This is a genomic window from Klebsiella sp. MPUS7, assembly GCF_009905335.1.
In the GTDB taxonomy this organism is placed as follows: Bacteria; Pseudomonadota; Gammaproteobacteria; order Enterobacterales; family Enterobacteriaceae; genus Klebsiella; species Klebsiella grimontii.
This window is the reverse complement of the sequence record NZ_CP047604.1, coordinates 5129025-5154344: the sequence shown is the minus strand read 5'-3', so window position 1 is coordinate 5154344 and position 25320 is coordinate 5129025. Positions and strand designations below refer to the sequence as shown.

Genomic DNA, 25320 nt, shown 5'->3' with positions numbered 1-25320 from the left:
CAAGGGGGCGCCTGGGCGCCCCGAAAATAAGAAGTTAGACAATCTGTAAGGTGCCCTGGCGGAATTTGCGCTGGTAGACGACCGTCGTCAGGACAATCGGCACCACCACGGCGATGGCCATCGCCAGCGCGTAAACCTGCCAGTAGGTTGGCTGGATAGAGAGGATGCCCGGCAGGCCGCCGACGCCGATACCGTTGGCCATTACGCCATTCAGACCGCACAGTAGCCCGGCAAGACCGGAGCCGACCATCGCGCACAGCATCGGGAAGCGGTACTTCAGGTTGATACCGTACATGGCCGGCTCCGTGACGCCGAGGTAGGCGGAAATGGCGGCCGGAACGGAGATTTCGCGTTCATTCTGCTTGCGGCTGGCGATGATGATTCCCACGACCGCCGACGCCTGGGCGATGTTGGATAGCGCAATCAGCGGCCATACCGGCGTCCCGCCCATGCTCTGAATCATCTGCATATCGATGGCGAGCGTGGTCTGATGAACCCCGGTAATCACCAGCGGCGCGTACAGGAAGCCGAACAGCGCGGCGCCAATCGGCGCGAAGCTGCCGGTTAACAGGTGACGCACGGCCCAGGCCACGCCGTCGCCAATCAGGCGGCCAAACGGGCCGATAAAAGCGTGCGCGAGGAAGACCGCCAGAATCAGCGAACAGACCGGTACGATCACCAGATAGAGATAGTCAGGCACGATGCGTTTCAGCCGCGTTTCGATAAAGCCGAGCGCCAGTCCCGCCAGCAGGGCCGGGATAACCTGCGCCTGGTAGCCGACTTTCTCAATCGTGAACAGACCAAAGTTCCAGACTTCCGGCACCTGCTGGCCCAGCAGGTAGGCGTTCATCAGCTGCGGAGAGACCAGCGTGACGCCCAGCACGATGCCGAGGATCGGCGTGCCGCCCATTTTCTTGACCGCGGACCAGCAGATGCCCACCGGCAGGTAGAAGAAGATCGCCTCGCCAATCAGCCACAGGAAGTCATAAATAGTTTTCAGCGACGGGTGCATCTGCGCCAGCGTCTGGCCGTTGCTCATCGGTAGATCGCCGATCACGTTGCGGAAGCCTAAGATCAGGCCGCCGCTGATCAGCGCAGGCAGCAGCGGAAAGAAGATCTCCGCGAAGTGTGAAATGAGCTGTTCATGCCATTTCATATTTTGCCGCGCGGCTTTTTTGGCCTGCTCTTTGTCGGCGCTGGCCTGGCCGGTGGTCGCCAGCAGCGCTTTATAGTAGTCGCCAACCTCGGTGCCGATCACCACCTGGAACTGTCCGGCGTTGGTAAAGCAGCCCTTCACCATGCGTAGCTGTTCAATGTCTTTCGGTTTGGCGATGGCCGGATTATTCAGCACAAAGCGCAGACGGGTAATACAGTGGCTGACGGTGGCGATATTGTCGCGCCCGCCCACCAGTTCGATAAGTTTATCGATGTCCTGCTGATTCACTTTACTCATGATGAGGCCTCATGACCGAGGGGGAGAGATAGCATATTTAACTTGAGCTGAATCCTAACCGCTTCGTTTGAATTGCAAAATGGGAACGTTCCCGAAACGCAGCGAAGATCACATAAATCGCTCAGGCGGACTTAATTCAGTACGGCGGGAATGACGATTTGACGGGGCTCACGGTGGCCGGCGATCTGCTCGATCAGCTGCTGTGCCGCCTGGCGTCCGGATTCGGCATAGCCGGGATCGACCGTCAGGATCTCCGGGTGGAGAAACTTCATCAGCGGCGTGCTGCCGACGCTGGCAAGCTGGAGACGATCGATTCCCTGCTGCTGGAGATACTTGCTGGCCCCCAGCGCGAGGGTATCGGTAGCGCAGACCAGCGCGCTGGTCTCTGCCGATAGCACCTCTGCGACGCTTTCGTAGCCCTGTTTCATGCCCAGACCCGGCAGCGCGGCGAGGGGAGTGAGGCGTTTTTTCAGACAGAAATCGAGATAGGCCTGGTGGCGGCGCTGCCCGGTGGTCACATCGCTATGCGGCACGCCGAGGAAGCTGATATGGCGATGCCCGCGATCGTAAAGACGCTGCATCAGCATCCTGATCGACCCTTCATCGTCATAGCAGATGGAGGCGATGCCCGGCGCGTCGCGGGCCAGCAGCACCAGCGTCTCCCGCCAAGGGGTGAGCATCTCTTGCTGGATGCCGGTAAAACCAAATAGCACCACGCCGTCGATATTGCGCCGGGCGAGCATGCCGAGATGCTCCTCGACCAGCGCCGGGGAGAACTGACTTTCCATCATAATCGGATCGTAGCCCTGGGCGTAAAAGGCGGGGAGCATGGTCTGAACGGCGAGGTTTTCCGACAGCGAATCCAGACGGGTGACGATGATCGCCACCACTTTATCGCTCTGGCCGCGCATCGCCCTGGCGGAACGCGAGGGGGAAAATCCGTGCTGCTGCATCACCGCTTCCACTCGCTCGCGAGTGCGTTCGCTAACGCCGCTTTCGTTATTAAGCACGCGGGATACCGTCGATTTCCCGACGCCGCTTAAGCGCGCGATATCTTTGATGGTCAGCCGGTTTTGCATGCAGGGTTCTCGTTGTGGTCCGATTAAAGTCAGCCTAATGCTACTCAAGGAAACCACAATGAGCAAAGTCTGGTTTACGTCTGGTTTAGCTACCCGGGGGTATCATCGCCATAATAGCCACAAATAGATTATCGGTGACGATATAATTCGCGCCGTTTGTATTCATTTACCGGAGATTTTATGGACCCCGAACCCACTCCCGACCCTCGATGGAGCCATCTTTTTTTCCGGTAATCCCGCTTAGCGCTGCTTTACCGGAAGCGTAAAGCAGCGACGTCCTTGATGTCCCTGCCATAAAAATAATATGCCTGACAGGTAAGGTTGACCCGCGCCTGTCGGTAGCGCTGCGTTCGCTCGCGCGAGCGCGGAGGGACTGTTTATGTTGAAAAATTTTACCCGCCAGCTGTTTGCCCAGCTTGGCCGTCATTTACCGCGTCGTTTAGTGCAACGCGATCCGCTACCCGATGCCCGCAATCTGGCGAGCGCGCCGATCCCGGATTCTCTCGGTAAGCAGTGCCTGAACGTGGCGGCAATGGATGAGAATGAAATCTGGCGCGCTTTCTCCAGCCATCCGGAAGGGCTAAACGAAGGCGAAGTGGCGCAGAAAATCGCGCAGTACGGCGAAAACCAGATCCCGGCGCAGAAGCCGTCGCCGTGGTGGGTGCATCTGTGGAGCTGCTATCGCAACCCCTTCAACCTGCTGCTGACCGTCCTGGGTATCGTCTCCTACTCGACGGAGGATCTGTTTGCCGCGGCGGTTATCGCCCTGATGGTGGGGATCTCCACGCTGCTGAACTTTATCCAGGAAGCCCGCTCGACCAAAGCGGCGGATGCCCTGAAGGCGATGGTCAGCAACACCGCGACGGTCCTGCGGGTGGTGAACGAGCAGGGCGAGAGCCGCTGGTGCGAACTCCCTATCGACCAGCTGGTGCCGGGAGATATCGTCAAGCTATCGGCGGGAGACATGATCCCGGCAGATCTGCGCATCATTCAGGCGCGCGACCTGTTTGTCGCCCAGGCCTCGCTGACCGGGGAATCGCTGCCCGTCGAAAAAGTGACCCGCACCCGCGACCCGCTACAGACGAACCCGCTGGAGTGCGACACCCTGTGCTTTATGGGCACCAACGTGGTGAGCGGATCGGCGCAGGCCATCGTTTTCGCCACCGGCGGCGGCACCTGGTTTGGCCAGCTGGCCGGTCGCGTCAGCGAGCAGGAAAGCGAGCCGAACGCCTTTCAGAAAGGCATCAGCCGGGTCAGCATGCTGCTGATCCGCTTTATGCTGGTGATGACGCCGATAGTGCTGCTGATTAACGGCTACACCAAAGGCGACTGGTGGGAGGCGGCGCTGTTCGCGCTCTCCGTCGCGGTGGGCCTGACCCCGGAAATGCTGCCGATGATCGTCACCTCGACCCTGGCGCGCGGGGCGGTGAAGCTGTCGAAACAGAAAGTGATCGTCAAGCATCTCGACGCGATACAGAACTTTGGCGCGATGGACATTCTGTGCACCGATAAAACCGGTACCCTGACGCAGGATAAAATCGTGCTGGAGAACCACACCGATGTCTCCGGCAAAGTGAGCGAACGCGTGCTGCATACCGCCTGGCTCAATAGCCATTATCAGACCGGACTGAAGAATCTGCTCGATACCGCAGTGCTGGAGGGAGTGGAACTGGAGCCGGCGCGCGGGCTGGCGGCACGCTGGCAAAAAGTGGATGAGATCCCGTTCGATTTTGAGCGTCGCCGTATGTCGGTGGTGGTGCAGGAGCAGGACAACGTCCATCAGCTGATCTGCAAAGGCGCTTTGCAGGAGATCCTCAACGTCTCGACCCAGGTGCGCTATAACGGCGACATCGTACCGCTGGACGACACCATGCTGCGGCGCATCCGTCGCGTGACCGATACCCTCAACCGTCAGGGATTGCGCGTGGTAGCGGTGGCGACGAAGTACCTGCCCGCCCGCGAAGGCGACTACCAGCGCGCGGATGAGTCAGACCTGATCCTCGAAGGCTATATCGCCTTCCTCGATCCGCCGAAAGAGACCACAGCCCCGGCGCTGAAGGCGCTGAAGGCCAGCGGCATTACGGTCAAAATCCTCACCGGCGACAGCGAGCTGGTGGCGGCCAAAGTCTGCCACGAAGTGGGGCTGGACGCGGGGGATGTGGTTATCGGCAGCCAGGTTGAAGCGCTGAACGATGATGAGCTAGCCGAGCTGGCAAAACGTACGACCCTGTTTGCGCGCCTGGCGCCGCTGCACAAAGAGCGTATCGTGACCCTGCTGAAACGCGAAGGACACGTGGTGGGCTTTATGGGCGACGGCATTAACGACGCCCCGGCGCTGCGCGCGGCGGATATCGGTATTTCCGTCGACGGCGCGGTGGATATTGCCCGCGAGGCGGCGGATATCATCCTGCTGGAGAAGAGCCTGATGGTGCTGGAGGAGGGGGTTATTGAAGGCCGCCGGACCTTCGCCAATATGCTCAAGTACATCAAAATGACCGCCAGCTCCAACTTCGGTAACGTCTTCAGCGTGCTGGTGGCCAGCGCCTTCCTGCCGTTCCTGCCGATGCTGCCGCTGCATCTGCTGATCCAGAACCTGCTGTACGATGTATCCCAGGTCGCGATCCCGTTTGATAACGTTGACGATGAGCAGATCCGTAAACCGCAGCGCTGGAACCCGGCGGATCTCGGGCGCTTTATGGTCTTTTTTGGGCCGATCAGTTCGATATTCGATATTCTGACGTTCTGTCTGATGTGGTGGGTGTTCCATGCCAATACGCCGGAACATCAAACGTTGTTCCAGTCCGGCTGGTTCGTGGTTGGCCTGCTGTCGCAGACGTTGATTGTGCATATGATCCGCACGCGCAGGATCCCGTTTATTCAGAGCCGCGCGGCCTGGCCGCTGATCGTGATGACGCTGCTGGTGATGGTGGTAGGGATTGCGCTGCCGTTCTCGCCGCTGGCAGGCTATTTGCAGCTTCAGGCGTTGCCGCTAAGCTACTTCCCGTGGCTAATTGCCATCCTGGCGGGCTATATGACGCTGACGCAGATGGTGAAAGGTTTCTACAGCCGTCGCTACGGCTGGCAGTGAGCGGGGAGCTTTACGCGCAGAAACAACAAAGGCAGCCGTTGGCTGCCTTTGTTCATACCGCATCCGATTAGCGACGAATGGCGATCGCTTCAATCTCAATCTTCACGTCTTTCGGCAGACGCGCCACTTCCACGCAGGAGCGCGCCGGGAAGGTGGCGTCATGTTCAGTGAAGAAGGCTTCATAGGCGGCGTTCACGGTGGCGAAGTCGTTCAGATCTTTCACGAAAACGGTAGTTTTAACGATATCGCCCACTTTCAGACCCGCGGCTTCAACGATGGCCTTCACGTTGTCCAGCGACTGACGCGCCTGAGCGGCGACATCTTCCGGCACGCTGCCGGTTTTCGGGTCTACCGGGATCTGGCCGGAAGTGATAATCATGTTACCCAGATCAACACCCTGAACGTACGGGCCGATAGCTGCGGGTGCATTTTCCGTCGCGATAGTTTTAGACATGAGTTCTCCTGAATCACAGCATTATATAAATCTTTCGCGTCGCTAACTGCGAAAGATGAGAGGTAAGAGACCCGGCCATTATAGGGAGCCGGGTACGCAATACCAACCTCAATTAGTTCGCCAGAACCACATTATGTGAGAACTCTTTTTCACAATATTTGCACTTCAGCGCGATATCGTTTTCACGTTTTTTTACCGCAAAGCTGGAAGAGACCGGCTCGGCGTGGCTGATGCAGTTGCTGTTGGGGCAAACCAGCACGTTGTTGATGCGATCCGGCAGATGCGGACGGGATTTACCGACCACTTCATAATCATCAATGCGGTTCACCGTCGCCTGCGGCGCATACAGGGAGAGCTGGTTGACCTGCTCGTCGGTCAGGAAGGTGTTTTCGATTTTGATTAAATCTTTGCGGCCCATTTCACCTGACGGCAGGTTCAGGCCGATGGTGATGCGCTGATCCGTTTCGGTCAGTTTGAACAGGGTTAGCAGCTTAAAGCCGACCTGCGCCGGGATATGGTCGATAACGGTGCCACGTTTGATGGCTTCTACCTGTAATTTGTTGTCGTGTGTCATCTCTTTTTCCCCTTACAGTGCCAGATCGCTATTCAGTACCAGCGCCAGTAACGCCTGGCGCGCGAAGATGCCGTTGCCCGCCTGCTGGAAGTACCAGGCATGCGGCGTTTTATCGACATCGGTGGTGATTTCATCAATACGCGGCAGCGGGTGCAGCACCTTCATGTTGGCGCGGGCGCCTTCCAGATCGGCGGCGCGCAGGACAAACTGCGCCTTCACGTTGGCATATTCCGACGGGTCGAGGCGCTCTTTCTGCACCCGGGTCATATACAGAATGTCCACCTCTTCCATCACCTCTTCAATGGCGCTATGCAGGCTCCAGGCAATGCCTTTTTCGTCGAGCATGTCGAGGATGTACTGCGGCATGGCCAGCGCGTCCGGCGCGATAAAGTAGAAGCGATTGCCGTTAAATTTCGCCAGCGCCTGGGTCAGGGAGTGAACGGTGCGGCCGTATTTCAGATCGCCGACCATCGCGACGTTAAGATTTTCCAGACGGCCCTGGGTCTCCTGAATGGTGAACAGATCCAGCAGGGTCTGCGTCGGATGCTGATTCGCGCCGTCGCCGGCGTTGAGTACCGGAATACCGCCGGAGAACTCGGTCGCCAGGCGCGCCGCGCCTTCCTGCGGGTGGCGCATAACGATGGCATCGACATAGGTGCTGATGACCGAGATGGTATCGGCCAGGGTTTCGCCTTTTTTGCCCAGCGAGGTGTTGCTGCTGTCTGAGAAACCGACCACGCTGGCGCCCAGGCGGTGCATCGAGGTTTCAAACGACAGGCGGGTGCGGGTCGACGCTTCAAAAAAGCAGCTGGCAATCACTTTATGCTTCAGCAGCTCAGGCTGTGGATGGGCTTTGAGCTTTGCTGCGGTTGCCAGTACCAGTTCAAGGTCTTCGCGGCTGAGATCGTTTATAGAAATGATATGTTTTTGATACAGCGGATTAGCCATGTTTATCTCCTGACGCCTGGGCAAAAAAAAAGCCCCTTAAATAAGGGGCTTTACGAATACGGATGCAACGGAAAGAAAAAACGGCAGGCCAGCGCCTGTTTTCAGACGCGGTAAGACGCGATGTCGTACACACTGAACCATAATTCCTCCCGGCAAAACGGGTGGCATTATACGCAGCTCAATTTTCGGATCAAGCGATTAATCCACAAAAGGTAAACGTTTGCCTGGAGAAGAGTGCGGTAATGCAAAAAACCCTGAAAAAGAGGTGGTATGGCAGTGCGAAGGGGGGTATAAAACGGAAAATGAAAAGCTGTTTTATAATCAGAGGTTATTATGATCGTTGGGAACATTCACCATCTGCAGAGCTGGCTGCCGGCGTCTCTGCGCGAAGCTATCGAACACGTTAAGGCCCACGTCACCGACGCGACGCCGCTGGGTAAACATGATATTGACGGCAACAATCTGTTCTATCTCATATCCGAAGATACCACCGAGCCGATGGCTGACCGCCGCGCCGAGTATCACGCCCGTTACCTCGACATCCAGATTGTACTCAAAGGTCAGGAGGGCATGACCTTTAGCGTTCTTCCCGCCGGTGCGCCGGATACCAACTGGCTGGCGGATAAAGACATCGCCTTCCTGGCGGAGGGGGCGCAGGAAAAAACCGTCATCCTCAGCGAAGGCGACTTTGTGGTGTTCTATCCCGGCGAAGTGCATAAGCCGCTGTGCGCCGTCGGCACGCCGGCGAAGGTGCGCAAAGCGGTTGTGAAGATGCTGATGGCGTAAAAATATCCCGGGCTGCTCGCCGAGGCTATGGTTGTTGCGGTCCGGTAGCCCGGACAGGCGCGTCAAGCGCCGCCTCCGGGAACGCCCACGGGCTGCGGCTGGCGCCTTGCCCGGGCTACAGATCCGTGCGGTTTGGCGGCGGATAGCCCGGATAAGCGCAGCGCAATCCGGGGAAATATCGTGAGAACGCTTACTTACCCAGCGTCGCCACCATCACCGCTTTGATGGTATGCATGCGGTTTTCCGCCTGATCGAAAACGATGCTGGCCGCGGATTCAAATACCTCGTCGGTCACTTCCATCCCGCCGTGCAGGCCGTACTCCGCCGCCATCTGTTTGCCGAGCGTGGTCTGGTCGTCGTGGAACGCGGGCAGGCAGTGGAGGAATTTCACCTGCGGATTGCCGGTCAGCGCCATCATCTCGCTATTCACCTGATACGCGCGCAGCAGCGCGATACGCTCCGCCCACTTCTCTTTGGCTTCGCCCATCGATACCCAGACGTCGGTATAGATAAAGTCAGCGCCCTTCACGCCCGCGGCGATATCTTCGGTCAGCGTAATATTGCCACCGTTTTTCTGCGCCAGCGCCCGGCACTGCTCGACCAGCTTCTCTTCCGGCCAGCAGGCCGTTGGCGCGACCAGACGCAGATCCAGACCGGTCAGCGCGGCGGCTTCGAGCATGGAGTTGCCCATATTATTCCGCGCGTCGCCGGCGTAGACCAGGGTCATCTGGTTAAAGGCTTTGCCCGGCAGGTGCTCTTGCATGGTCAGCAGGTCCGCCAGCAGCTGAGTAGGGTGGAATTCATTGGTCAGGCCGTTCCAGACCGGAACGCCGGCATATTCGGCAAGAGTTTCCACCACTTCCTGGCCATGACCGCGATATTGAATACCGTCGTACATGCGTCCCAGCACGCGGGCGGTGTCTTTAATCGACTCTTTGTGGCCAATCTGGCTGCCGCTTGGTCCGAGATACGTGACGCGAGCGCCCTGGTCAAATGCGGCAACTTCGAAAGAGCATCGGGTGCGGGTAGAGTCTTTTTCGAAGATGAGCGCGATGTTTTTGCCGGTGAGATGCTGAATTTCGATATTGTTTTTCTTATCAGCTTTGAGCCTGGCCGCCAGTTCAAGCAGGGCGGTAATTTCTGCAGGAGTAAAATCAAGCAACTTTAAAAAATGCTTCTGATAAAACGCGGACATGGTTCCCTCACATGGCTTAGACCATTTGTTGAATTAAAATTCACTTTATATGTATGAATATTCATTTGCAACCCCGTGTCATAAATCTTTCGCTCAGAAGGTGGAGGCAATCACGGCGGTATGTGACAATAGAAGCATCTGCGACACATTATGAGGAACGAGCCATGGCCAACCCGGAATTACTGGAAGAACAGCGTGAAGAAACGCGTCTGATTATTGAAGAGCTGCTCGAAGACGGCAGCGATCCGGACGCGCTGTATACCATTGAGCACCATCTCTCCGCCGATGATTTCGAAACGCTGGAGAAAGTGGCGGTAGAAGCCTTCAAGCTGGGCTATGAAGTGACTGAGCCAGAAGAGCTGGAAGTGGAAGAGGGCGATACCGTTATTTGCTGCGATATCCTCAGCGAATCCGCGCTGAATGCCGAGCTGATCGATGCCCAGGTTGAGCAGCTGATGACGCTGGCGGAAAAATACGACGTGGAATACGACGGCTGGGGCACCTACTACGAAGATCCTAACGGGGAAGACGAAGAAGGCGATGACGACGAAGATCTCGTTGATGAAGACGACGACGGCGTTCGCCACTAGGTAGCAGAGGTATACGGCGGTGCGTTATGCCGCCGTATAGCAAGGAATTTTAATGGATTACCCGCAAATACTCGCCCCGATTTTAGGTTTTCTGCATTGCCCAACTCCTCAGGCGTGGATTGATGAAGCCCGTAAACCGGAAAATCTTCCGCTGCTGTTGACCGATCATATGGTGTGCGAGCTGAAAGCGGCGCAAAACGCCATGCTGCTGGTACGTCGATACGTCGCGGATAAAGACGGCGCCGATGAGCTGCTGGCCTGCCTGAAGCCCTACGAGGACTTCACATACCGCTGGGGCCCGGAGCCGGATTTCGTCGCGCTGCATAAGCAGATAAACAAAAGCGCCATGCCGCAGACCGACGATCCCTGGGGACGTCAACTGCTCGACAGCATGATTTTGCTGATCAAAGAGGAGCTGCATCACTTCTGGCAGGTGCGCGAAATCATGCTTTCCCGCGATATTCCCTACGTCAAAATCACCGCCAGCAATTACGCCCGTGGGCTGCGTCGGGAAGTGCGTTCTCACGAACCGGTGATGCTGATCGATAAACTGATTTGCGGCGCCTACATTGAAGCCCGTTCCTGCGAGCGTTTTGCCGCGCTGGCGCCATGGCTGGATGACGATCTGCAGAAGTTTTATCTGTCGCTGCTGCGCTCCGAAGCGCGCCACTATCAGGACTATCTGGACTTAGCGCAGAGGATTGCCGCGGACGATATCAGCGAACGCGTGCGCCAGCTTGGCGAGGCGGAAGCGGCGTTAATTAACGCGCCTGAAGCGGAGTTTCGTTTTCACAGCGGCGTGCCGGTCTGAGCGCCAGGCCGCAGCTTCACCGCAGCGGCCTGCGCCCATCACCGATTAGCGTTGTGGTCTTTGTCTGATGCTGTGGCCGGTACAAGGAACACTCAGGAGCTACAATACTTTCAGCATCGTGACTTCGCAGTCAACGTGGCCGGTGCAGCCCAGCGGCCCGTCGATATGCTCAAAGCCGAGATGCTCATATAAACCGACCGCTTCTTTAAGGAAGGCGGTGGTTTCCAGATAGCAGCGTTTGAAACCTTGTTCACGGGCGTAATCCAGGGCCATCAGCGCCAGCTTTTTCGCCAGCCCCCGGCCGCGCGCGGAGGTCATAAAATACATTTTCTGCAGTTCGCAGATATCGGGCTCGCTGCAGGAGAGCGGCGCCACGCCGCCGCCGCCAACCACTTCACCATTCAGCTCAACGACCCAATAGGCGGAACCCGGTTGGCTATAAAGCTCATAGAGTTGATCCAGATTCGGATCGGCGACCGTATAGCCTTTATCGGCGGTCAGACCATATTCGGCGGAAACCTGGCGGATAACGTTAGCTATCGCCGGATTATCATTAGCCGTGATGCGGCGCAGGGTTAGCGGTAGGGTTGCGCTCGTATTCATGTGAAGACTCATTGCAAAATGATGACGGATAATGTTGTTAATAACATTGCGGAAGGGGAGAGTGCAAGCGAGGATCTTTCACAGAAAACGCCCCTTACCCGGATGGGATAAGGGGCGAGTGAATTACAGCGCGGCGATAACCGCCTGCTGCTCAATCAGCTTCGCTTTCGCTTCCGCGTAACCTTCCAGCTTCTCACGCTCTTTGGCGATCACCGCTTCCGGCGCGCGCGCCACAAAGCCTTCGTTGGAGAGCTTGCTTTCGATGCGGCCAATCTCGCCTTCGATTTTTGTCACTTCTTTCGCGAGGCGCGCCAGCTCATCTTCTTTGTTGATAAGACCAGCCATCGGGATCAGCAGCTCGGCGCCGTCAATAATTTTGGTCACCGAAACCGGACCTTTATCATCGGCGGGCAGCACGGTGATGCTTTCCAGACGCGCCAGGTTCAGCAGGAAGCTACGGTTGTCGTTCACGCGACGAACCGCGGCTTCGCTGCAACCGCGCAGCAGCAGCTCCAGCGGCTTACCTGGGGCGATGTTCATTTCCGCACGGATGTTACGCACGGCGACGATCGCCTGCTTCAGCCATTCGGTATCGGCCAGCGCCGCTTCGTCAACCTGAGACGCATCGTACTGCGGGAACGGCTGCAGCATGATGGTATCGGCAGTGATACCGCAAATGACCTTCACGCGCTGCCAGATGGTTTCGGTGATGAACGGGATGATCGGATGCGCCAGGCGCAGCAGACCTTCCAGCACGGTCACCAGGGTATTGCGGGTGCCGCGCAGTTCAGACTCGGAACCGCCGGTCATCACCGGCTTGGTCAGCTCCAGATACCAGTCGCAGAACTGGTTCCAGGTGAACTCATACAGAATGCCCGCGGCGATATCGAAACGGAAGCCGTCCAGCGCCTCGCGGTAGGCTTTTACGGTCTGGTTGAATTCCGCGAGGATCCAGCGGTCCGCCAGCGACAGGGTCATTTCACCGCCGTTAAAGCCGCAATCCTGATCTTCGGTGTTCATCAGCACAAAGCGGCTGGCGTTCCACAGCTTGTTACAGAAGTTACGGTAACCTTCCAGACGCTTCATATCCCAGTTGATATCGCGGCCGGTAGAGGCCAACGCCGCCAGGGTAAAGCGCAGGGCGTCGGTGCCGTGCGGCTCAATGCCGTTCGGGAACTGTTTCTCGGTGCGTTTGGCGATTTTTTCCGCCAGCTGCGGCTGCATCATGTTACCGGTGCGTTTTTCCAGCAGCTCCGGCAGGGAAATGCCGTCGACCATATCCAGCGGGTCGATAACGTTGCCCTTCGATTTGGACATCTTCTGGCCTTCGTCATCGCGGATCAGGCCGGTCATGTAGACGGTTTTAAACGGCACCTGCGGCTTGCCGTTTTCATCTTTGATGAAGTGCATGGTCATCATGATCATGCGGGCAATCCAGAAGAAGATGATATCGAAGCCGGAAACCATCACGCTGGTTGGGTGGAACTGGCGCAGGGCATCGGTATTTTCCGGCCAGCCGAGGGTGGAGAAGGTCCACAGCGCGGAGGAGAACCAGGTATCGAGAACGTCTTCGTCCTGGCGCAGCGCCACGTCGGCGCCGAGGTTATTTTCCTGACGTACTTCGTCCTCGGTGCGGCCAACGTAGACGTTGCCGTCGTTGTCGTACCATGCCGGGATGCGGTGACCCCACCACAGCTGGCGGGAGATGCACCAGTCCTGAATATCGCGCATCCAGGAGAAATACATGTTTTCGTACTGCTTCGGCACGAACTGGATATCGCCGTTCTCAACCGCCTCTACCGCCGGTTTTGCCAGCACGTCGGCGCGCACGTACCACTGGTCGGTCAGCATCGGTTCGATCACCACGCCGCCGCGGTCGCCGTACGGGACGGTCAGGTCGTGCGGTTTGATCTCGTCCAGCAGGCCCAGGGCATCGATAGCGGCAACCACCGCTTTACGCGCGGCAAAGCGCTCCAGCTTCTGGAATTCCGCCGGGATTTCGTTTGAGTAGACGTCAGACTCGTTGCCTTTGGTATCGTAAACTTCCGCGGTTTCGCGGATATCGCCGTCAAAGGTCAGGATGTTGATCATCGGCAGGGCGTGACGCTTACCGACTTCATAGTCGTTAAAGTCGTGCGCCGGGGTGATCTTCACGCAGCCGGTGCCCTTTTCCATATCGGCGTGTTCATCGCCCACAATCGGAATGCGGCGGTCAACCAGCGGCAGGATCACGAATTTGCCGATAAGGTCTTTATAGCGCGGATCTTCCGGGTTAACGGCCACGCCGGTATCGCCCAGCACGGTCTCCGGTCGGGTGGTGGCGACGACCAGATAATCTTTACCGTCAGCGGTTTTCGCGCCGTCGGCCAGCGGATAGCGGATATGCCACATCGAGCCTTTAGACTCGCGGTTTTCCACTTCCAGATCGGAGATAGCGGTGCGCAGTTTCGGGTCCCAGTTGACCAGGCGCTTGCCGCGGTAGATCAGATCTTCTTTATACAGGCGGACAAAGACTTCTTTGACGGCGTTGGACAGGCCTTCGTCCATGGTAAAGCGCTCGCGCTCCCAGTCCACGGAGTTGCCCAGGCGGCGCATCTGGCGGGTAATGGTGCCGCCGGACTCCGCTTTCCACTGCCAGATTTTATCGATAAAGGCGTCGCGACCGTAGTCGTGGCGGGTTTTACCTTCTTCGGCGGCAATCTTACGCTCAACCACCATCTGGGTAGCGATACCCGCGTGGTCGGTACCTGCCTGCCACAGGGTGTTTTTACCCTGCATGCGCTGGTAGCGAATCATGGTATCCATGATGGTTTGCTGGAAGGCATGACCCATATGCAAACTGCCGGTGACGTTCGGCGGCGGGATCATGATGCAGAAGGACTCTTTGCTTTCATCGCCGTTAGGCTTGAAATAGCCCTGCTTTTCCCAGTGCTCGTAAAGCGGCTGTTCGATATCTTGGGGGTTGTATGTCTTTTCCATTATTTCCAGGTTGCCGTGTTCAGGTTGAAACCAGCCATGCGGTACGCTTTATAACGTTCGCGCGCCAGTTGTTTCAAAGAATCTTCATAAGGGACGAAGTCTATCACTTCTGTGAAAGCGGTGGCAAAATCTGCAAAGTTTAGCCGCAGGCTAATCAGTATATCCCGCGGGCTACTGTTGCGCTTTTGCGGCCAGGCGATCTCCACCGGCGCGCCGCCGCGCGGACCTTCTCCCGCCAGATTATGCGGAACAAAACTTTCCGCTGGCCGCGCCCACAGCGCCTCGTCCAGACGAATGGCCTGCTGCTCATCTTCGCAGGCGATGAGCACTCGCTTGCCGCTGCGCCAACGTTCTGCGGCAATGTCACACACCAGTTGTTCAACGGCGCTCAGACCGTCTTGTTGTGTGTCGTTGTCCAGAAGGTAGAACGTTGCGTTTTTCATATATGGGGCTTCTTGTGATGACTTTAAATGCTTAAGCCGGGCGGACCCGGCCTACGGTGTACTGTCGTTAGTAGGCCGGGTACACCCGGCACGTTGCATCACTCTTCGCCGGTAAATCCAGCGCGGTTGAGCAGGAACTGCGACAGCATCGCCACCGGACGACCGGTCGCGCCTTTGGCTTTCCCGGAACGCCACGCGGTACCGGCGATATCAAGGTGCGCCCAGTTGTACTTGCGGGTAAAGCGCGCCAGGAAGCAGCCCGCGGTAATCGCTCCGCCTGGACGGCCGCCGATGTTCGCCATATCGGCGAAGTTAGACTCCAGCTGTTCCTGGAACTCGTCGCCAAGCGGCAGACGCCATGCGCGATCGCCCGCCAGTTCGGAGGCGCCGATCAGCTCGTGGGCCAGCGGATTGTGGTTCGACATCAGGCCGGTGATGTGATGGCCCAGCGCTATCACGCAGGCGCCGGTCAGCGTCGCCACGTCGATTACCGTCTCCGGCTCGAAGCGCTCGACGTAGGTCAGCACATCGCACAGCACCAGACGCCCTTCGGCATCGGTGTTCAGCACTTCAACCGTTTGCCCGGACATCGTGGTCAACACGTCGCCTGGTCGGTAGGCGCGACCACCCGGCATGTTTTCACATCCGGCAAGCACGCCGACAACGTTCAGCGGCAGCTGAAGTTCTGCCACCATGCGCATTACGCCGTACACCGCCGCCGCGCCGCACATATCGTATTTCATCTCGTCCATGCCTTCGGCTGGCTTGATGGAGATGCCGCCGGAGTCAAAGGTCAGGCCTTTACCGACCAGCACGATAGGACGCGCATCCTCCGCCGGGCTGCCTTTGTATTCGATAACCGACATCAGTGATTCGTTCTGCGAACCGTTGCCGACCGCCAGATAAGAGTTCATTCCCAGCTCTTTCATCTGCTGTTCGCCGATAACGCGGGTAATGACGTTCTTACTGTAGGTATCGGCCAGCTGGCGCGCCTGAGAAGCCAGATAGGCAGCGTTACAGATGTTTGGCGGCATATTGCCGAGATCTTTTGCCGCTTTAATACCGGCGGCAATCGCCAGACCGTGCTGAATGGCGCGTTCGCCGCTGGTCAGCTCGCGACGGGTCGGGACGTTGAAAACCATTTTACGCAGCGGGCGGCGCGGCTCGCTTTTGTTGGTTTTCAACTGGTCAAAGCTGTACAGCGTCTCTTTGGCGGTCTCGACCGCCTGACGCACTTTCCAGTAGTTATTGCGGCCTTTGACGTGCAGCTCAGTCAGGAAGCAGACGGCTTCCATCGAGCCAGTATCATTCAGCGTATTGATAGTTTTCTGAATGACCTGCTTGTATTGACGCTCATCCAGCTCGCGCTCTTTACCGCAGCCAATAAGCAGAATGCGCTCCGACAGAATGTTCGGCACATGGTGCAGCAATAAAGTCTGGCCAGGTTTGCCTTCCAGCTCGCCGCGACGCAGCAGGGCGCTGATATAACCGTCGCTAATTTTATCAAGCTGTTCGGCGATGGGGGAGAGGCGCCGTGGTTCAAAGACGCCGACCACGATACAGGCGCTCCGCTGCTTCTCCGGGCTACCGCTTTTTACACTGAACTCCATGCACTACGCTCCTGAATCTTAAAGACAACGACGGTGGCTACGGATAGAATTGAAAGCTTTCGTAACTCATGTCCGCTGTTGTGGTGACTTCGTGTTAATCTTAACGTTATTACGGCCTTGGTTCGTCAGAAAAGATCCTGATACGCAGAACCAGCGAGTCATTTAATCTTAGCGATGTTTTCGACGACCAAAGAGAATAAATGACGTTTAAGCCATGAAACAAGCAATTTTCCTGCAATAAAACGGGTTTTTACGGGCGTATTTATAGTGATAATCATAAGATATCTGGTTCGTGAGACGCTGAAAAGCCAGTTGGCGATCCTATTCATCCTGCTACTCATTTTCTTCTGTCAGAAACTGGTCAGGATCCTCGGCGCCGCTGTTGATGGCGATATCCCGACCAATCTGGTGCTCTCGCTGTTAGGGCTGGGCGTACCTGAAATGGCGCAGCTCATTCTGCCCCTGAGCTTATTCCTCGGGCTGCTGATGACGCTGGGCAAACTGTATACCGAAAGCGAAATCACGGTGATGCACGCCTGCGGCCTGAGCAAGGCCGTGCTGGTGAAAGCCGCCATGATTCTGGCGCTCTTTACGGGCATCGTCGCGGCGGTCAACGTGATGTGGGCCGGCCCCTGGTCTTCTCGTCACCAGGATGAAGTGCTGGCGGAAGCGAAAGCGAACCCCGGCATGGCGGCGCTGGCTCAGGGCCAGTTCCAGCAGGCCAGCGACGGCAGCGCGGTGCTGTTTATTGAGAACGTCAACGGCAACCGCTTCAGCGACGTTTTCCTCGCTCAGCTGCGGCCGCGAGGCAACGCGCGCCCGTCGGTGGTGGTCGCGGATACCGGCGAGCTCTCGCTGCGTAAAGACGGCTCGCAGGTGGTGACTATGAATCAGGGTACCCGCTTTGAAGGCACCGCGATGCTGCGCGACTTCCGCATTACCGACTTTAAAAACTATCAGGCGATTGTCGGCCATCAGGCCGTGGCATCCGATCCGAACGATACCGAGCAGATGGATATGCGCACCCTGTGGCGTACCGATACCGATCGCGCCCGGGCGGAGCTGCACTGGCGCTTCACGCTGGTCGCGACGGTGTTCATCATGGCGCTGATGGTGGTGCCGCTTAGCGTGGTGAACCCGCGCCAGGGCCGCGTGCTGTCGATGCTGCCGGCGATGCTGCTCTATCTGGTGTTCTTCCTGCTGCAAACGTCGATTAAATCGAGCGGCGGTAAAGGCAAAATGGACCCGATGATCTGGATGTGGGCAGTAAACCTGCTCTATTTCGCGTTGGCCGTGCTGTTGAACCTGTGGGATACGGTGCCGATGCGCCGCTTCCGTGCCCGTTTTAACAAAGGAGCGGCGTGATGCAGGCGTTTGGGGTACTTGACCGTTATATCGGTAAGACGATTTTCAACACCATCATGATGACCCTGTTCATGCTGGTTTCCCTCTCCGGCATCATCAAGTTTGTCGACCAGCTGAAAAAGGCCGGGCAGGGCAACTATGATGCGCTGGGGGCCGGAATCTACACGATTCTCAGCGTGCCGAAAGATATCCAAATCTTCTTCCCGATGGCGGCGCTGCTCGGCGCGCTGCTGGGGCTGGGGATGCTGGCGCAGCGCAGCGAACTGGTGGTGATGCAGGCTTCCGGCTTTACCCGCCTGCAGGTGGCGCTGTCGGTGATGAAAACCGCGATTCCGCTGGTGCTGCTGACCATGGCGATAGGCGAGTGGGTTGCCCCGCAGGGCGAGCAGATGGCGCGTAACTATCGTGCTCAGCAGATGTACGGTGGGTCGCTGCTTTCCACGCAGCAGGGGCTGTGGGCGAAAGACGGCCATAACTTTGTGTATATCGAGCGGGTAAAAGGCAGCGATGAGCTGGGCGGAGTGAGCATCTACGCCTTTAACGACCAGCGCCGCCTGCAGTCCGTTCGCTATGCCGCGTCGGCCAAATTCGATACCGAGAATAAGCTCTGGCGGCTGTCGCAGGTGGATGAATCCAACCTGACCGATCCGAAACAGGTCACCGGAACGCAGACGGTCAGCGGGACCTGGAAGACCAACCTGACCCCGGATAAGCTCGGCGTGGTGGCGCTGGACCCGGACGCACTGTCCATCAGCGGCCTGCACAACTATGTCACCTATCTGAAGTCCAGCGGTCAGGATCCGGGCCGCTATCAGCTCAATATGTGGAGCAAAATCTTCCAGCCGCTGTCGGTGGCGGTGATGATGCTGATGGCGCTGTCGTTTATCTTTGGCCCGCTGCGTAGCGTGCCGATGGGCGTCAGGGTAGTGACCGGGATCAGCTTCGGCTTCATCTTCTACGTGCTGGACCAGATTTTCGGCCCGCTAACCCTGGTATACGGCATTCCGCCGATTATCGGCGCGCTACTGCCGAGCGCCAGCTTCTTCTTGCTGAGCCTCTGGCTGATGATGCGCAAATCCTGACGTAACGCGCCCCCTTCCTGAAGTCAGAAAGGGGGCGTTTTTTTAGCGTTTCCGCCCGCCAAGCAAGCTTCCCAGCATTCCCCTGACTATCTGGTTGGTCACCTGACGCACCGCGCTCTTGGCTGCCGTTTGTACGATACCGTCGCGTTTGCCGCCGCGCGGCCCGGTGGTACCGAACAGAATGTCTTTTAATCCGCCGAGCAGGCCGTCGTCATCGCCGTTTTGCTGGCCTTTTACCGGCGGCGACTGCTGTTGCTCCGTTGTGCTCTGAACGCCCTGTTGCAGCATTTCAAAGGCCGATTCACGGTCGATCTCTTCTTCATATTTCCCGTACAGCGACGAGTGGTTAAGCAGTCCGTTACGTTCGTCATCGGTGACCGGCCCCATACGCGAGCAGGGGGCGATAACCATTGCGCGTTCCACTATTGAAGGGCTGCCTTTCTCATCAAGAAAGGAGATCAGCGCCTCCCCCGTGCCCAGCTCCTGGATCGCCTGTTCGGTACTGAACGCCGGATTCGCGCGCATGGTTTGCGCGGCGGTTTTTACCGCTTTTTGATCTTTCGGCGTGAAGGCGCGCAGAGCGTGCTGCACGCGATTGCCCAGTTGACCGAGTACCGCATCGGGAATGTCCGCCGGGTTTTGCGAAACGAAATAAACACCGACGGCCTTAGAGCGAATCAGGCGGATAACCTGCTCGATTTTATCCAGCAGCACCTGCGGCGCATCGTTAAACAGCAGATGCGCTTCATCAAAGAAAAAGACCAGCTTTGGCTTCTCCTGGTCGCCGGCCTCCGGCAGCCGTTCGTAAAGCTCTGAGAGCATCCACAGCAGGCTGGCGGCGTACAGCTTCGGCATCTGGTAGAGCTTCTCGGCGCTCAGGATATTAATCACCCCTTTACCCTCAGCGTCGACGCGCATCCAGTCCTGAATATCGAGCATAGGTTCGCCGAAAAAGTGCTCCGCGCCCTGCTGCTCAAGGGTAAGTAACCCGCGCTGAATCGCTCCAACGGAGGCGCTGCTGATATTGCCGTACTGGTTCTGAAACGCTTTGGCGTTGTCGCCAATGTATTGGGTAATGGCGCGCAGGTCTTTAAAGTCGAGCAGCAGCAGCCCGCGATCGTCGGCGATACGGAAGATGATATTCAGCACCCCGGACTGAACCTCATTGAGGTTGAGCAGGCGCGCCAGCAGCAGCGGCCCGAGATCGGAAACCGTGGCGCGCACCGGGTGGCCTTTTTCGCCGAAAATATCCCATAGCACCACCGGATTGGCGTGCGGCTGCCAGTCCGTTGCGCCGATTTTTTCCAGACGCGCCTGCAGCTTTTCCGAACTTTGGCCCGACTCGGCGATACCGGTGAGGTCGCCTTTCACATCGGCCATAAATACCGGAACGCCGATCTCCGAGAACGACTCCGCCAGCTTTTGCAGGGTGACGGTTTTACCGGTCCCCGTGGCGCCGGTAATTAAGCCGTGGCGGTTGGCCATAGCGGGCAGTAAATGCAGCTGTTTATCCAGCGTGCGGGCAATCAGCAGAGGTGCGCTCATGATCGATTTCTCCATTTATCCTGCTGCGAGTATAGGCAACCTGATGACAAAAGGAGGGAAATCATGCGCGCCTTCGCTTATTCGCTTATTCGCTTATTCGCTTATTCGCTTATTCGCTTATTCGCTTATTCGCTTCAGGCGCAGTGGCGCTGAATTAACGCGATGCTCTGCTCGATTTCGCGGCGGATATCGCCTTCGCTCCAGTTTGCCAGCTCCGGCGCGAAGGGCTCGAACGCATACACGCCCTGATAGCCGCGCGCCTCCAGGTTTTTGACCTGCTCGCAGCTTTGCAGCTGGTCTTTTGCGCTCAGCATGATGCGCTCATTGTCGGTAAGAGCTTCGCGCGGGCGGGTATCCTCTACGCCGGAAAGATGGACCAGACCGATTTCGCCGATATCCACCTGGTTAAACTCCTGCTCCGCCTGCGGATAAAGATGATGATGGAAGGTATCGATCAGCAGCTTAAACGGCACCCGCGCGTCGTGGATTAGCGTTTGCGCCTGCGCCGAGGAGCGCAGCGAGCTCTGCGGGAAACCGAGCGGTTCCACCAGCCCCTGAATGCCGTAGAAGGCGAATAGCGGCGCCAGGTCGCGCAGGGCGTTAAGGGTTTCGCTCGCCGGAACCTCGGTACCATCGTTCAGCGGGCACAGCACCAGCGATTTGGCGCCAACGGCTTTGGCTTCTTTTAACAATGACTCCGTCAGGCTACGAACCTCTGCGGTGCGGCAGTTGAAGGGGTAGACCGCGTTGATCGTGAGGATCTCAATATGGTAGCGGTCAGCCAACTCACGCACCTGCTGGTGGCTCAGGTCGTCGGTTACTTTTCCGCTGGGGAGGTCGTTACGTAGCTCGACTTTGTTCAGCCCGAGGCTGTTCACCAGCCGGAAAAAGGCCTCAATGCTGAGTGACGGGGCGATCTTGCGGTTGATGCAGAAACGTTGCGATGCAATAGCCATTTTGACTCTCCTGAAACGTAGGGATCGAATTCGTTCGAATGCCTCATAGTCAAAACATTTATTCCAAAATTAGCAATGTATGAAATGGCGGTTTTTTGAGCCGACTCGCAAAATATTTTTCTGTTGTGCTTTCATTGCTGCTGGCTCCAGGAGGCGCTATGTCTAATCTCTTTTTATCGGACTTTAGCGCGCAAGGCGGCGTTTCCTTACAATAAATTGCGACCATCGTCACCAAAATTGAATTTCATTAGCTATCAATATTGAAATATTAATTTCATTTTACTACGGTTATAGCACAGCAGATCCAGTAATGGGCCGTACTGCGTTGGCCCCCGATACCCCATACAGATGAGGCGAGAGCATGACTATCACAGGAAACTTTATTGGCGGGAAAACCGTTACCAGCGGCAGCAACAAAACAATGCCGGTATTCGACCCCGCGACGGGCAAAGTGGTCCGCGAAGTCACGTTATCGACCGCGCAGGAAGTCTCTGACGCCATTCAGGTGGCGCGTGATGCTTTTGAGAGCTGGTCGCGCACCACGCCGCTGCGCCGCGCGCGCGTAATGTTCAATTTTAAAATGTTACTGGAACAGCATGCTGAAGAGCTGGCGGGGATTATCGTCAGCGAGCACGGTAAAGTGTTTTCCGACGCGATGGGTGAGCTGACGCGCGGCATGGAAGTCGTCGAGTTTGCCTGCGGTATTCCGCATCTGATCAAAGGGGAGTTCTCATCGGATGTCGGCACCGGCGTTGATAGCTATTCGCTGATGCAGCCGCTGGGCGTGGTGGCGGGCATTACGCCGTTCAACTTCCCGGCGATGGTGCCGATGTGGATGTTCCCGCTGGCGCTGGCCTGCGGCAACAGCTTTGTCCTCAAGCCGCCAGCGCTGGCGCCGACCGCCGCGGTGCGTCTGGCGGAATTGCTGAAAGAAGCAGGGCTGCCGGATGGCGTCTTTAACGTGGTGCACTGCAGTAATGAAGACGCTGAGCAGCTCTACCGGGACCCGCGGATCGCGGCGGTAAGCTTCGTGGGCTCGTCCGGCGTGGCGGAGCATATTTATAAAACCGCCAGCGCCTATGGCAAGCGAGTACAGGCGTTTGGCGCGGCGAAAAACCACGCGATTGTGATGCCGGATGCCGATCTGGATGCCACCGTGAACGCCATTATGGGCGGCGCGTTCGGCTCGGCGGGCGAGCGCTGCATGGCGCTGCCGGTGGTGGTCGCCGTCGGCGATGAAACGGCGGATAAACTGATTGCGCGCCTGAAGCCGCTGGTGGAGTCCCTGAAGGTGGGGCCGGGCTGTATGCGCGGAAAAGAGGAGAACGAAATGGGGCCGGTCGTCTCCGATACCCATCAGAAAAAAGTGCTGGGATATATTGATAAAGGGGTCAGCGAGGGGGCGACCCTGGTGGTTGACGGCCGCAAGCCGCAGGTTCCCGGGTTTGAAGAGGGGTACTACGTTGGCGGAACGCTGTTCGACAACGTTACGCCGGAGATGACTATCTGGCGCGAAGAGATTTTTGGCCCGGTGCTGGGGATTGTCCGCGTGGCGGATTACCACAGCGCACTGGAGCTGGTGAACAGCCATGAGTTTGGCAACGGCAGCGCCGTCTTTACCAGCAACGGCCACACCGCGCGTGAATTTGTCCATGATGTCCAGGCCGGAATGGTTGGGGTCAACGTACCGGTACCCGTTCCCATGGCCTTCCATAGCTTTGGCGGCTGGAAACGCTCCGTATTCGGCGCACTGAACGTGCATGGCCCGGACGGCGTGCGCTTCTATACGCGTATGAAAACCGCCACCGTCCGCTGGCCGCAGGGTCAGCAAACCGTATCTGAATTCAGTATGCCGACGTTAGGCTAATCGGCGAAGGAGAGCGCCATGTCTTTACTGGCTAAAGCAAAAAAAGAAGGGCAGATTCAGCACATCACTCCGCAGAGCGCGGGGTGGAAGTACATTGGTTTTGATGTCTGGATGTTAAAGAAAGGACAAACCGTCACCCTGGAAAGCGGCGATCGCGAACTGTGCCTGGTGCTGGTCGCCGGCCTGGCTTCGGTAAAAACCACGCGGGCGGATTTCCCGAACCTCGGCCAGCGTATGTCGCCGTTTGAGCGGACGCCGCCCTGGTCAGTCTACGTGCCGCCGCAGGATAAAGTCGAAGTGACGGCAGATTCAGACCTCGAGCTGGCCGTATGCAGCGCCCCGGGTAAAGGAACTTTACCGGCTCGAGTTATCTCCCCGCAGGACGTGGGCGTAGAGCATCGGGGTAAGGGGCGCAACCAGCGCCTGGTGCACAATATTCTGCCGGATAGCGCGCAGGCGGACTGCCTGCTGGTGGTGGAGGTTTACACCGAGGAAGGGGCGACCAGCTCATGGCCGTCGCACAAGCACGATACGGCGCTGCCGGGCCAGGAAACCCAGCTGGAAGAGACCTACTATCACCGTTTCGATCCGCCGCAGGGATTTGCCTTCCAGCGCGTCTACACCGATGATCGCAGCCTCGATGCCTGCATGGCTCCCTACAACCACGATGTGGTCATGGTGCCGCGCGGCTACCATCCGGTGGCGGCGATTGCCGGGTATGACAGCTACTATCTGAACGTAATGGCCGGTCCGGATCGCAAATGGATGTTTACCTGGGAAGAGGATCACGAGTGGATCAACAGCCCTGATTATCCCCGCCACGATTAACATTGGTTGATAATAAAAAGGCCGGTTAGCAACGCTAGCCGGCCTTTTTGATCCTGTAGCCCGAATAAGATCGTCGTCGCAATTCTGGCACATCCCCGGCTTGCGCTGCGCTTAGCCGGGCTACGGGTTTACCGTCGTCTGCGGACAAGTAGCCCGGATAAGACGTTTACGTCGCCATCCGGGAGGCATGAAAAATTTAAGCCAGCTGCTTCGTTTCTGCATCCTTGCTGCTGTTCAGCGCCAGCGAGACCGCCAGCGTCTGGGCCAGGCACAGCGAGGCCACCTGCGAACGGAAACCATCAACCTGCGCCTCGCGCACCACAAAGCAGACGTCGCTGAAGGCCGCCAGCGGGCTGACCTGGCTGTCGGTAATCGCTATCTGTCGTGCTTTACGCTGCGCGCCGAGCTCCACCAGTTCAACCACTTCCCGCGCATACGGAGAGAAGCTCACCGCCACCACGACATCTTTCGGCCCGACCAGGCTGAGCTGCTCGGTAAACATGCCGCCCAGACCGTCAATCAGAAATGCTTTACGGTCCAGATGGCGCAGAGCGTAGGTCAGATAGGAGGCGACGCTAAAGGAGCGGCGCAGGCCAATAACGTAGATATTCTCCGCTTCCGCCAGCAGCGCGACCGCGCGCTGCAGATCGTCGCCGGAGGTCTGCATCGCCAGCTGCTGTAGCGCCTGGGTATTGACCATGGTGAACATATTCAGGATTTCGGTCGGCGTTTCCGGCGGGGTTGCGTCATCCGTCGTGGTCTGGCGGAACAGACGCGCGCGCTCGGTATAGTTAGCCGTCTCTTCCATCAGATGCTGCTTGAACATCTGCTTCATTTCGTTGAAGCCGCTAAAACCAAAGGCGTTAGCGAAGCGGATCAGCGTGGAAGGGGGGACATCAGCTTGTTGCGCGATAGAGGCCACGGTGTCGAAAGCCACGCTATTGCTGTTATCGAGAATATAGCGGGCTACCTGTTTCAGGCGTTTGCTTAACGTGTCGTAGCGACGCCTGATTTCATCCTGCAAGATGGTAAGTTGGGTCGGATTATTGGCCATAGATTGCGCT

Annotated in this window: 24 protein-coding genes; 9 read left to right on the top strand and 15 right to left on the bottom strand. The window is 57.6% G+C overall.

The annotated features are described in order from the left end of the window. Positions 1 to 34 precede the first annotated feature (34 nt). Positions 35 to 1453 (bottom strand): PTS trehalose transporter subunit IIBC, encoded by a 1419-nt coding sequence (gene treB, locus GUC22_RS24070; RefSeq protein ID WP_064342105.1) that lies wholly within the window; start codon positions 1451 to 1453, stop codon positions 35 to 37. Positions 1454 to 1584: 131 nt separating this feature from the next. Beyond that, positions 1585 to 2532: a trehalose operon repressor TreR gene (treR, locus tag GUC22_RS24065; RefSeq protein ID WP_160183804.1), complete on the bottom strand. Its 948-nt coding sequence runs from the start codon at positions 2530 to 2532 to the stop codon at positions 1585 to 1587. 180 nt (positions 2533 to 2712) lie between these two features. On the opposite strand from treR, the gene mgtL reads away from it, so the two are divergent. Together mgtL and mgtA are read left to right on the top strand one after the other, a co-directional pair. Further along, positions 2713 to 2766 (top strand): mgtA regulatory leader peptide MgtL, encoded by a 54-nt coding sequence (gene mgtL / locus GUC22_RS27655; RefSeq protein ID WP_219192905.1) that lies wholly within the window; start codon positions 2713 to 2715, stop codon positions 2764 to 2766. Between the two features lie 145 nt (positions 2767 to 2911). Beyond that, on the top strand, positions 2912 to 5620 hold the full coding sequence (mgtA, locus tag GUC22_RS24060; protein ID WP_154911232.1) for a magnesium-translocating P-type ATPase: 2709 nt from the start codon (positions 2912 to 2914) through the stop codon (positions 5618 to 5620). A gap of 67 nt (positions 5621 to 5687) precedes the next feature. Here the strand turns inward: mgtA and ridA are convergent, their stop codons facing one another. From ridA to GUC22_RS24035, 4 genes are all read right to left on the bottom strand, one after another. Then, the gene (ridA, locus tag GUC22_RS24055; RefSeq protein ID WP_004137191.1) at positions 5688 to 6074 is read right to left on the bottom strand and encodes a 2-iminobutanoate/2-iminopropanoate deaminase; all 387 of its coding nucleotides are present in this window, start codon (positions 6072 to 6074) and stop codon (positions 5688 to 5690) included. A gap of 112 nt (positions 6075 to 6186) precedes the next feature. Beyond that, positions 6187 to 6648 carry an aspartate carbamoyltransferase regulatory subunit gene (pyrI, locus tag GUC22_RS24050; RefSeq protein ID WP_004137189.1) on the bottom strand — a complete coding sequence of 154 codons (462 nt, stop codon included), beginning with the start codon at positions 6646 to 6648 and terminating at the stop codon, positions 6187 to 6189. Between the two features lie 12 nt (positions 6649 to 6660). After that, positions 6661 to 7596 carry an aspartate carbamoyltransferase gene (pyrB, locus tag GUC22_RS24045; protein WP_004098118.1) on the bottom strand — a complete coding sequence of 312 codons (936 nt, stop codon included), beginning with the start codon at positions 7594 to 7596 and terminating at the stop codon, positions 6661 to 6663. Positions 7597 to 7632: 36 nt separating this feature from the next. Further along, entirely contained in the window at positions 7633 to 7737 is a 105-nt protein-coding gene (locus tag GUC22_RS24035; RefSeq protein ID WP_009652331.1) for a pyrBI operon leader peptide, read from the bottom strand. Positions 7738 to 7929: 192 nt separating this feature from the next. Here GUC22_RS24035 and GUC22_RS24030 point away from each other — a divergent pair, with 192 nt between their 5' ends. Beyond that, positions 7930 to 8382, top strand: coding sequence for a YhcH/YjgK/YiaL family protein (locus tag GUC22_RS24030; RefSeq protein ID WP_004137188.1), 453 nt, complete (start codon positions 7930 to 7932; stop codon positions 8380 to 8382). Between the two features lie 190 nt (positions 8383 to 8572). On the opposite strand, the gene argF is transcribed toward GUC22_RS24030, so the two are convergent. Then, positions 8573 to 9577, bottom strand: a complete 1005-nt coding sequence (gene argF / locus GUC22_RS24025; RefSeq protein ID WP_024360508.1) for an ornithine carbamoyltransferase — start codon at positions 9575 to 9577, stop codon at positions 8573 to 8575. Then, entirely contained in the window at positions 9547 to 9642 is a 96-nt protein-coding gene (gene argL / locus GUC22_RS27650) for a putative translational regulatory protein ArgL (RefSeq protein ID WP_370798676.1), read from the bottom strand. Before argL ends, argF begins: the two co-directional genes overlap by 31 nt. A gap of 99 nt (positions 9643 to 9741) precedes the next feature. Between argL and rraB the strand changes: the two genes are divergently transcribed. After that, complete coding sequence (rraB, locus tag GUC22_RS24020; protein WP_004098122.1) at positions 9742 to 10167, top strand: ribonuclease E inhibitor RraB; 426 nt, start codon at positions 9742 to 9744, stop codon at positions 10165 to 10167. A 52-nt stretch (positions 10168 to 10219) separates the two neighbouring features. After that, on the top strand, positions 10220 to 10978 hold the full coding sequence (gene miaE / locus GUC22_RS24015; protein WP_004136153.1) for a tRNA isopentenyl-2-thiomethyl-A-37 hydroxylase MiaE: 759 nt from the start codon (positions 10220 to 10222) through the stop codon (positions 10976 to 10978). Between the two features lie 99 nt (positions 10979 to 11077). Here miaE and GUC22_RS24010 read toward each other — a convergent pair whose 3' ends face one another. The 4 genes from GUC22_RS24010 to pepA all read right to left on the bottom strand — a co-directional run bounded on the left by GUC22_RS24010 (position 11078) and on the right by pepA (position 16613). Further along, positions 11078 to 11581 carry a GNAT family N-acetyltransferase gene (locus tag GUC22_RS24010; protein WP_024360506.1) on the bottom strand — a complete coding sequence of 168 codons (504 nt, stop codon included), beginning with the start codon at positions 11579 to 11581 and terminating at the stop codon, positions 11078 to 11080. Positions 11582 to 11704: 123 nt separating this feature from the next. After that, positions 11705 to 14560, bottom strand: a complete 2856-nt coding sequence (locus GUC22_RS24005; protein WP_049131477.1) for a valine--tRNA ligase — start codon at positions 14558 to 14560, stop codon at positions 11705 to 11707. Then, a complete protein-coding gene (gene holC, locus GUC22_RS24000) occupies positions 14560 to 15003 on the bottom strand; it encodes a DNA polymerase III subunit chi (protein ID WP_004098129.1) in 444 nt (147 codons plus the stop codon). Before holC ends, GUC22_RS24005 begins: the two co-directional genes overlap by 1 nt. Before the next feature lie 98 nt (positions 15004 to 15101). After that, entirely contained in the window at positions 15102 to 16613 is a 1512-nt protein-coding gene (pepA, locus tag GUC22_RS23995) for a leucyl aminopeptidase (RefSeq protein WP_004136151.1), read from the bottom strand. A gap of 267 nt (positions 16614 to 16880) precedes the next feature. Between pepA and lptF the strand changes: the two genes are divergently transcribed. Together lptF and lptG are read left to right on the top strand one after the other, a co-directional pair. After that, positions 16881 to 17978, top strand: a complete 1098-nt coding sequence (lptF, locus tag GUC22_RS23990; protein ID WP_004128284.1) for an LPS export ABC transporter permease LptF — start codon at positions 16881 to 16883, stop codon at positions 17976 to 17978. Next, complete coding sequence (lptG, locus tag GUC22_RS23985) at positions 17978 to 19060, top strand: LPS export ABC transporter permease LptG (RefSeq protein ID WP_004136150.1); 1083 nt, start codon at positions 17978 to 17980, stop codon at positions 19058 to 19060. The genes lptF and lptG overlap by 1 nt, the downstream gene beginning before the upstream one ends. Positions 19061 to 19102: 42 nt before the next feature. Here lptG and GUC22_RS23980 read toward each other — a convergent pair whose 3' ends face one another. Continuing rightward, positions 19103 to 20605, bottom strand: coding sequence for a helicase HerA-like C-terminal domain-containing protein (locus GUC22_RS23980; protein WP_116943931.1), 1503 nt, complete (start codon positions 20603 to 20605; stop codon positions 19103 to 19105). A 134-nt stretch (positions 20606 to 20739) separates the two neighbouring features. Next, a complete protein-coding gene (locus GUC22_RS23975; RefSeq protein ID WP_024360503.1) occupies positions 20740 to 21561 on the bottom strand; it encodes a TIM barrel protein in 822 nt (273 codons plus the stop codon). Between the two features lie 361 nt (positions 21562 to 21922). Between GUC22_RS23975 and GUC22_RS23970 the strand changes: the two genes are divergently transcribed. Both GUC22_RS23970 and iolB read left to right on the top strand, forming a co-directional pair. Beyond that, positions 21923 to 23428 (top strand): CoA-acylating methylmalonate-semialdehyde dehydrogenase, encoded by a 1506-nt coding sequence (locus GUC22_RS23970; protein WP_004136147.1) that lies wholly within the window; start codon positions 21923 to 21925, stop codon positions 23426 to 23428. 18 nt (positions 23429 to 23446) lie between these two features. Then, on the top strand, positions 23447 to 24256 hold the full coding sequence (gene iolB, locus GUC22_RS23965; protein WP_098140256.1) for a 5-deoxy-glucuronate isomerase: 810 nt from the start codon (positions 23447 to 23449) through the stop codon (positions 24254 to 24256). A gap of 196 nt (positions 24257 to 24452) precedes the next feature. Here the strand turns inward: iolB and GUC22_RS23960 are convergent, their stop codons facing one another. Continuing rightward, the gene (locus GUC22_RS23960) at positions 24453 to 25310 is read right to left on the bottom strand and encodes a MurR/RpiR family transcriptional regulator (RefSeq protein ID WP_004098142.1); all 858 of its coding nucleotides are present in this window, start codon (positions 25308 to 25310) and stop codon (positions 24453 to 24455) included. Positions 25311 to 25320: the final 10 nt, after the last annotated feature.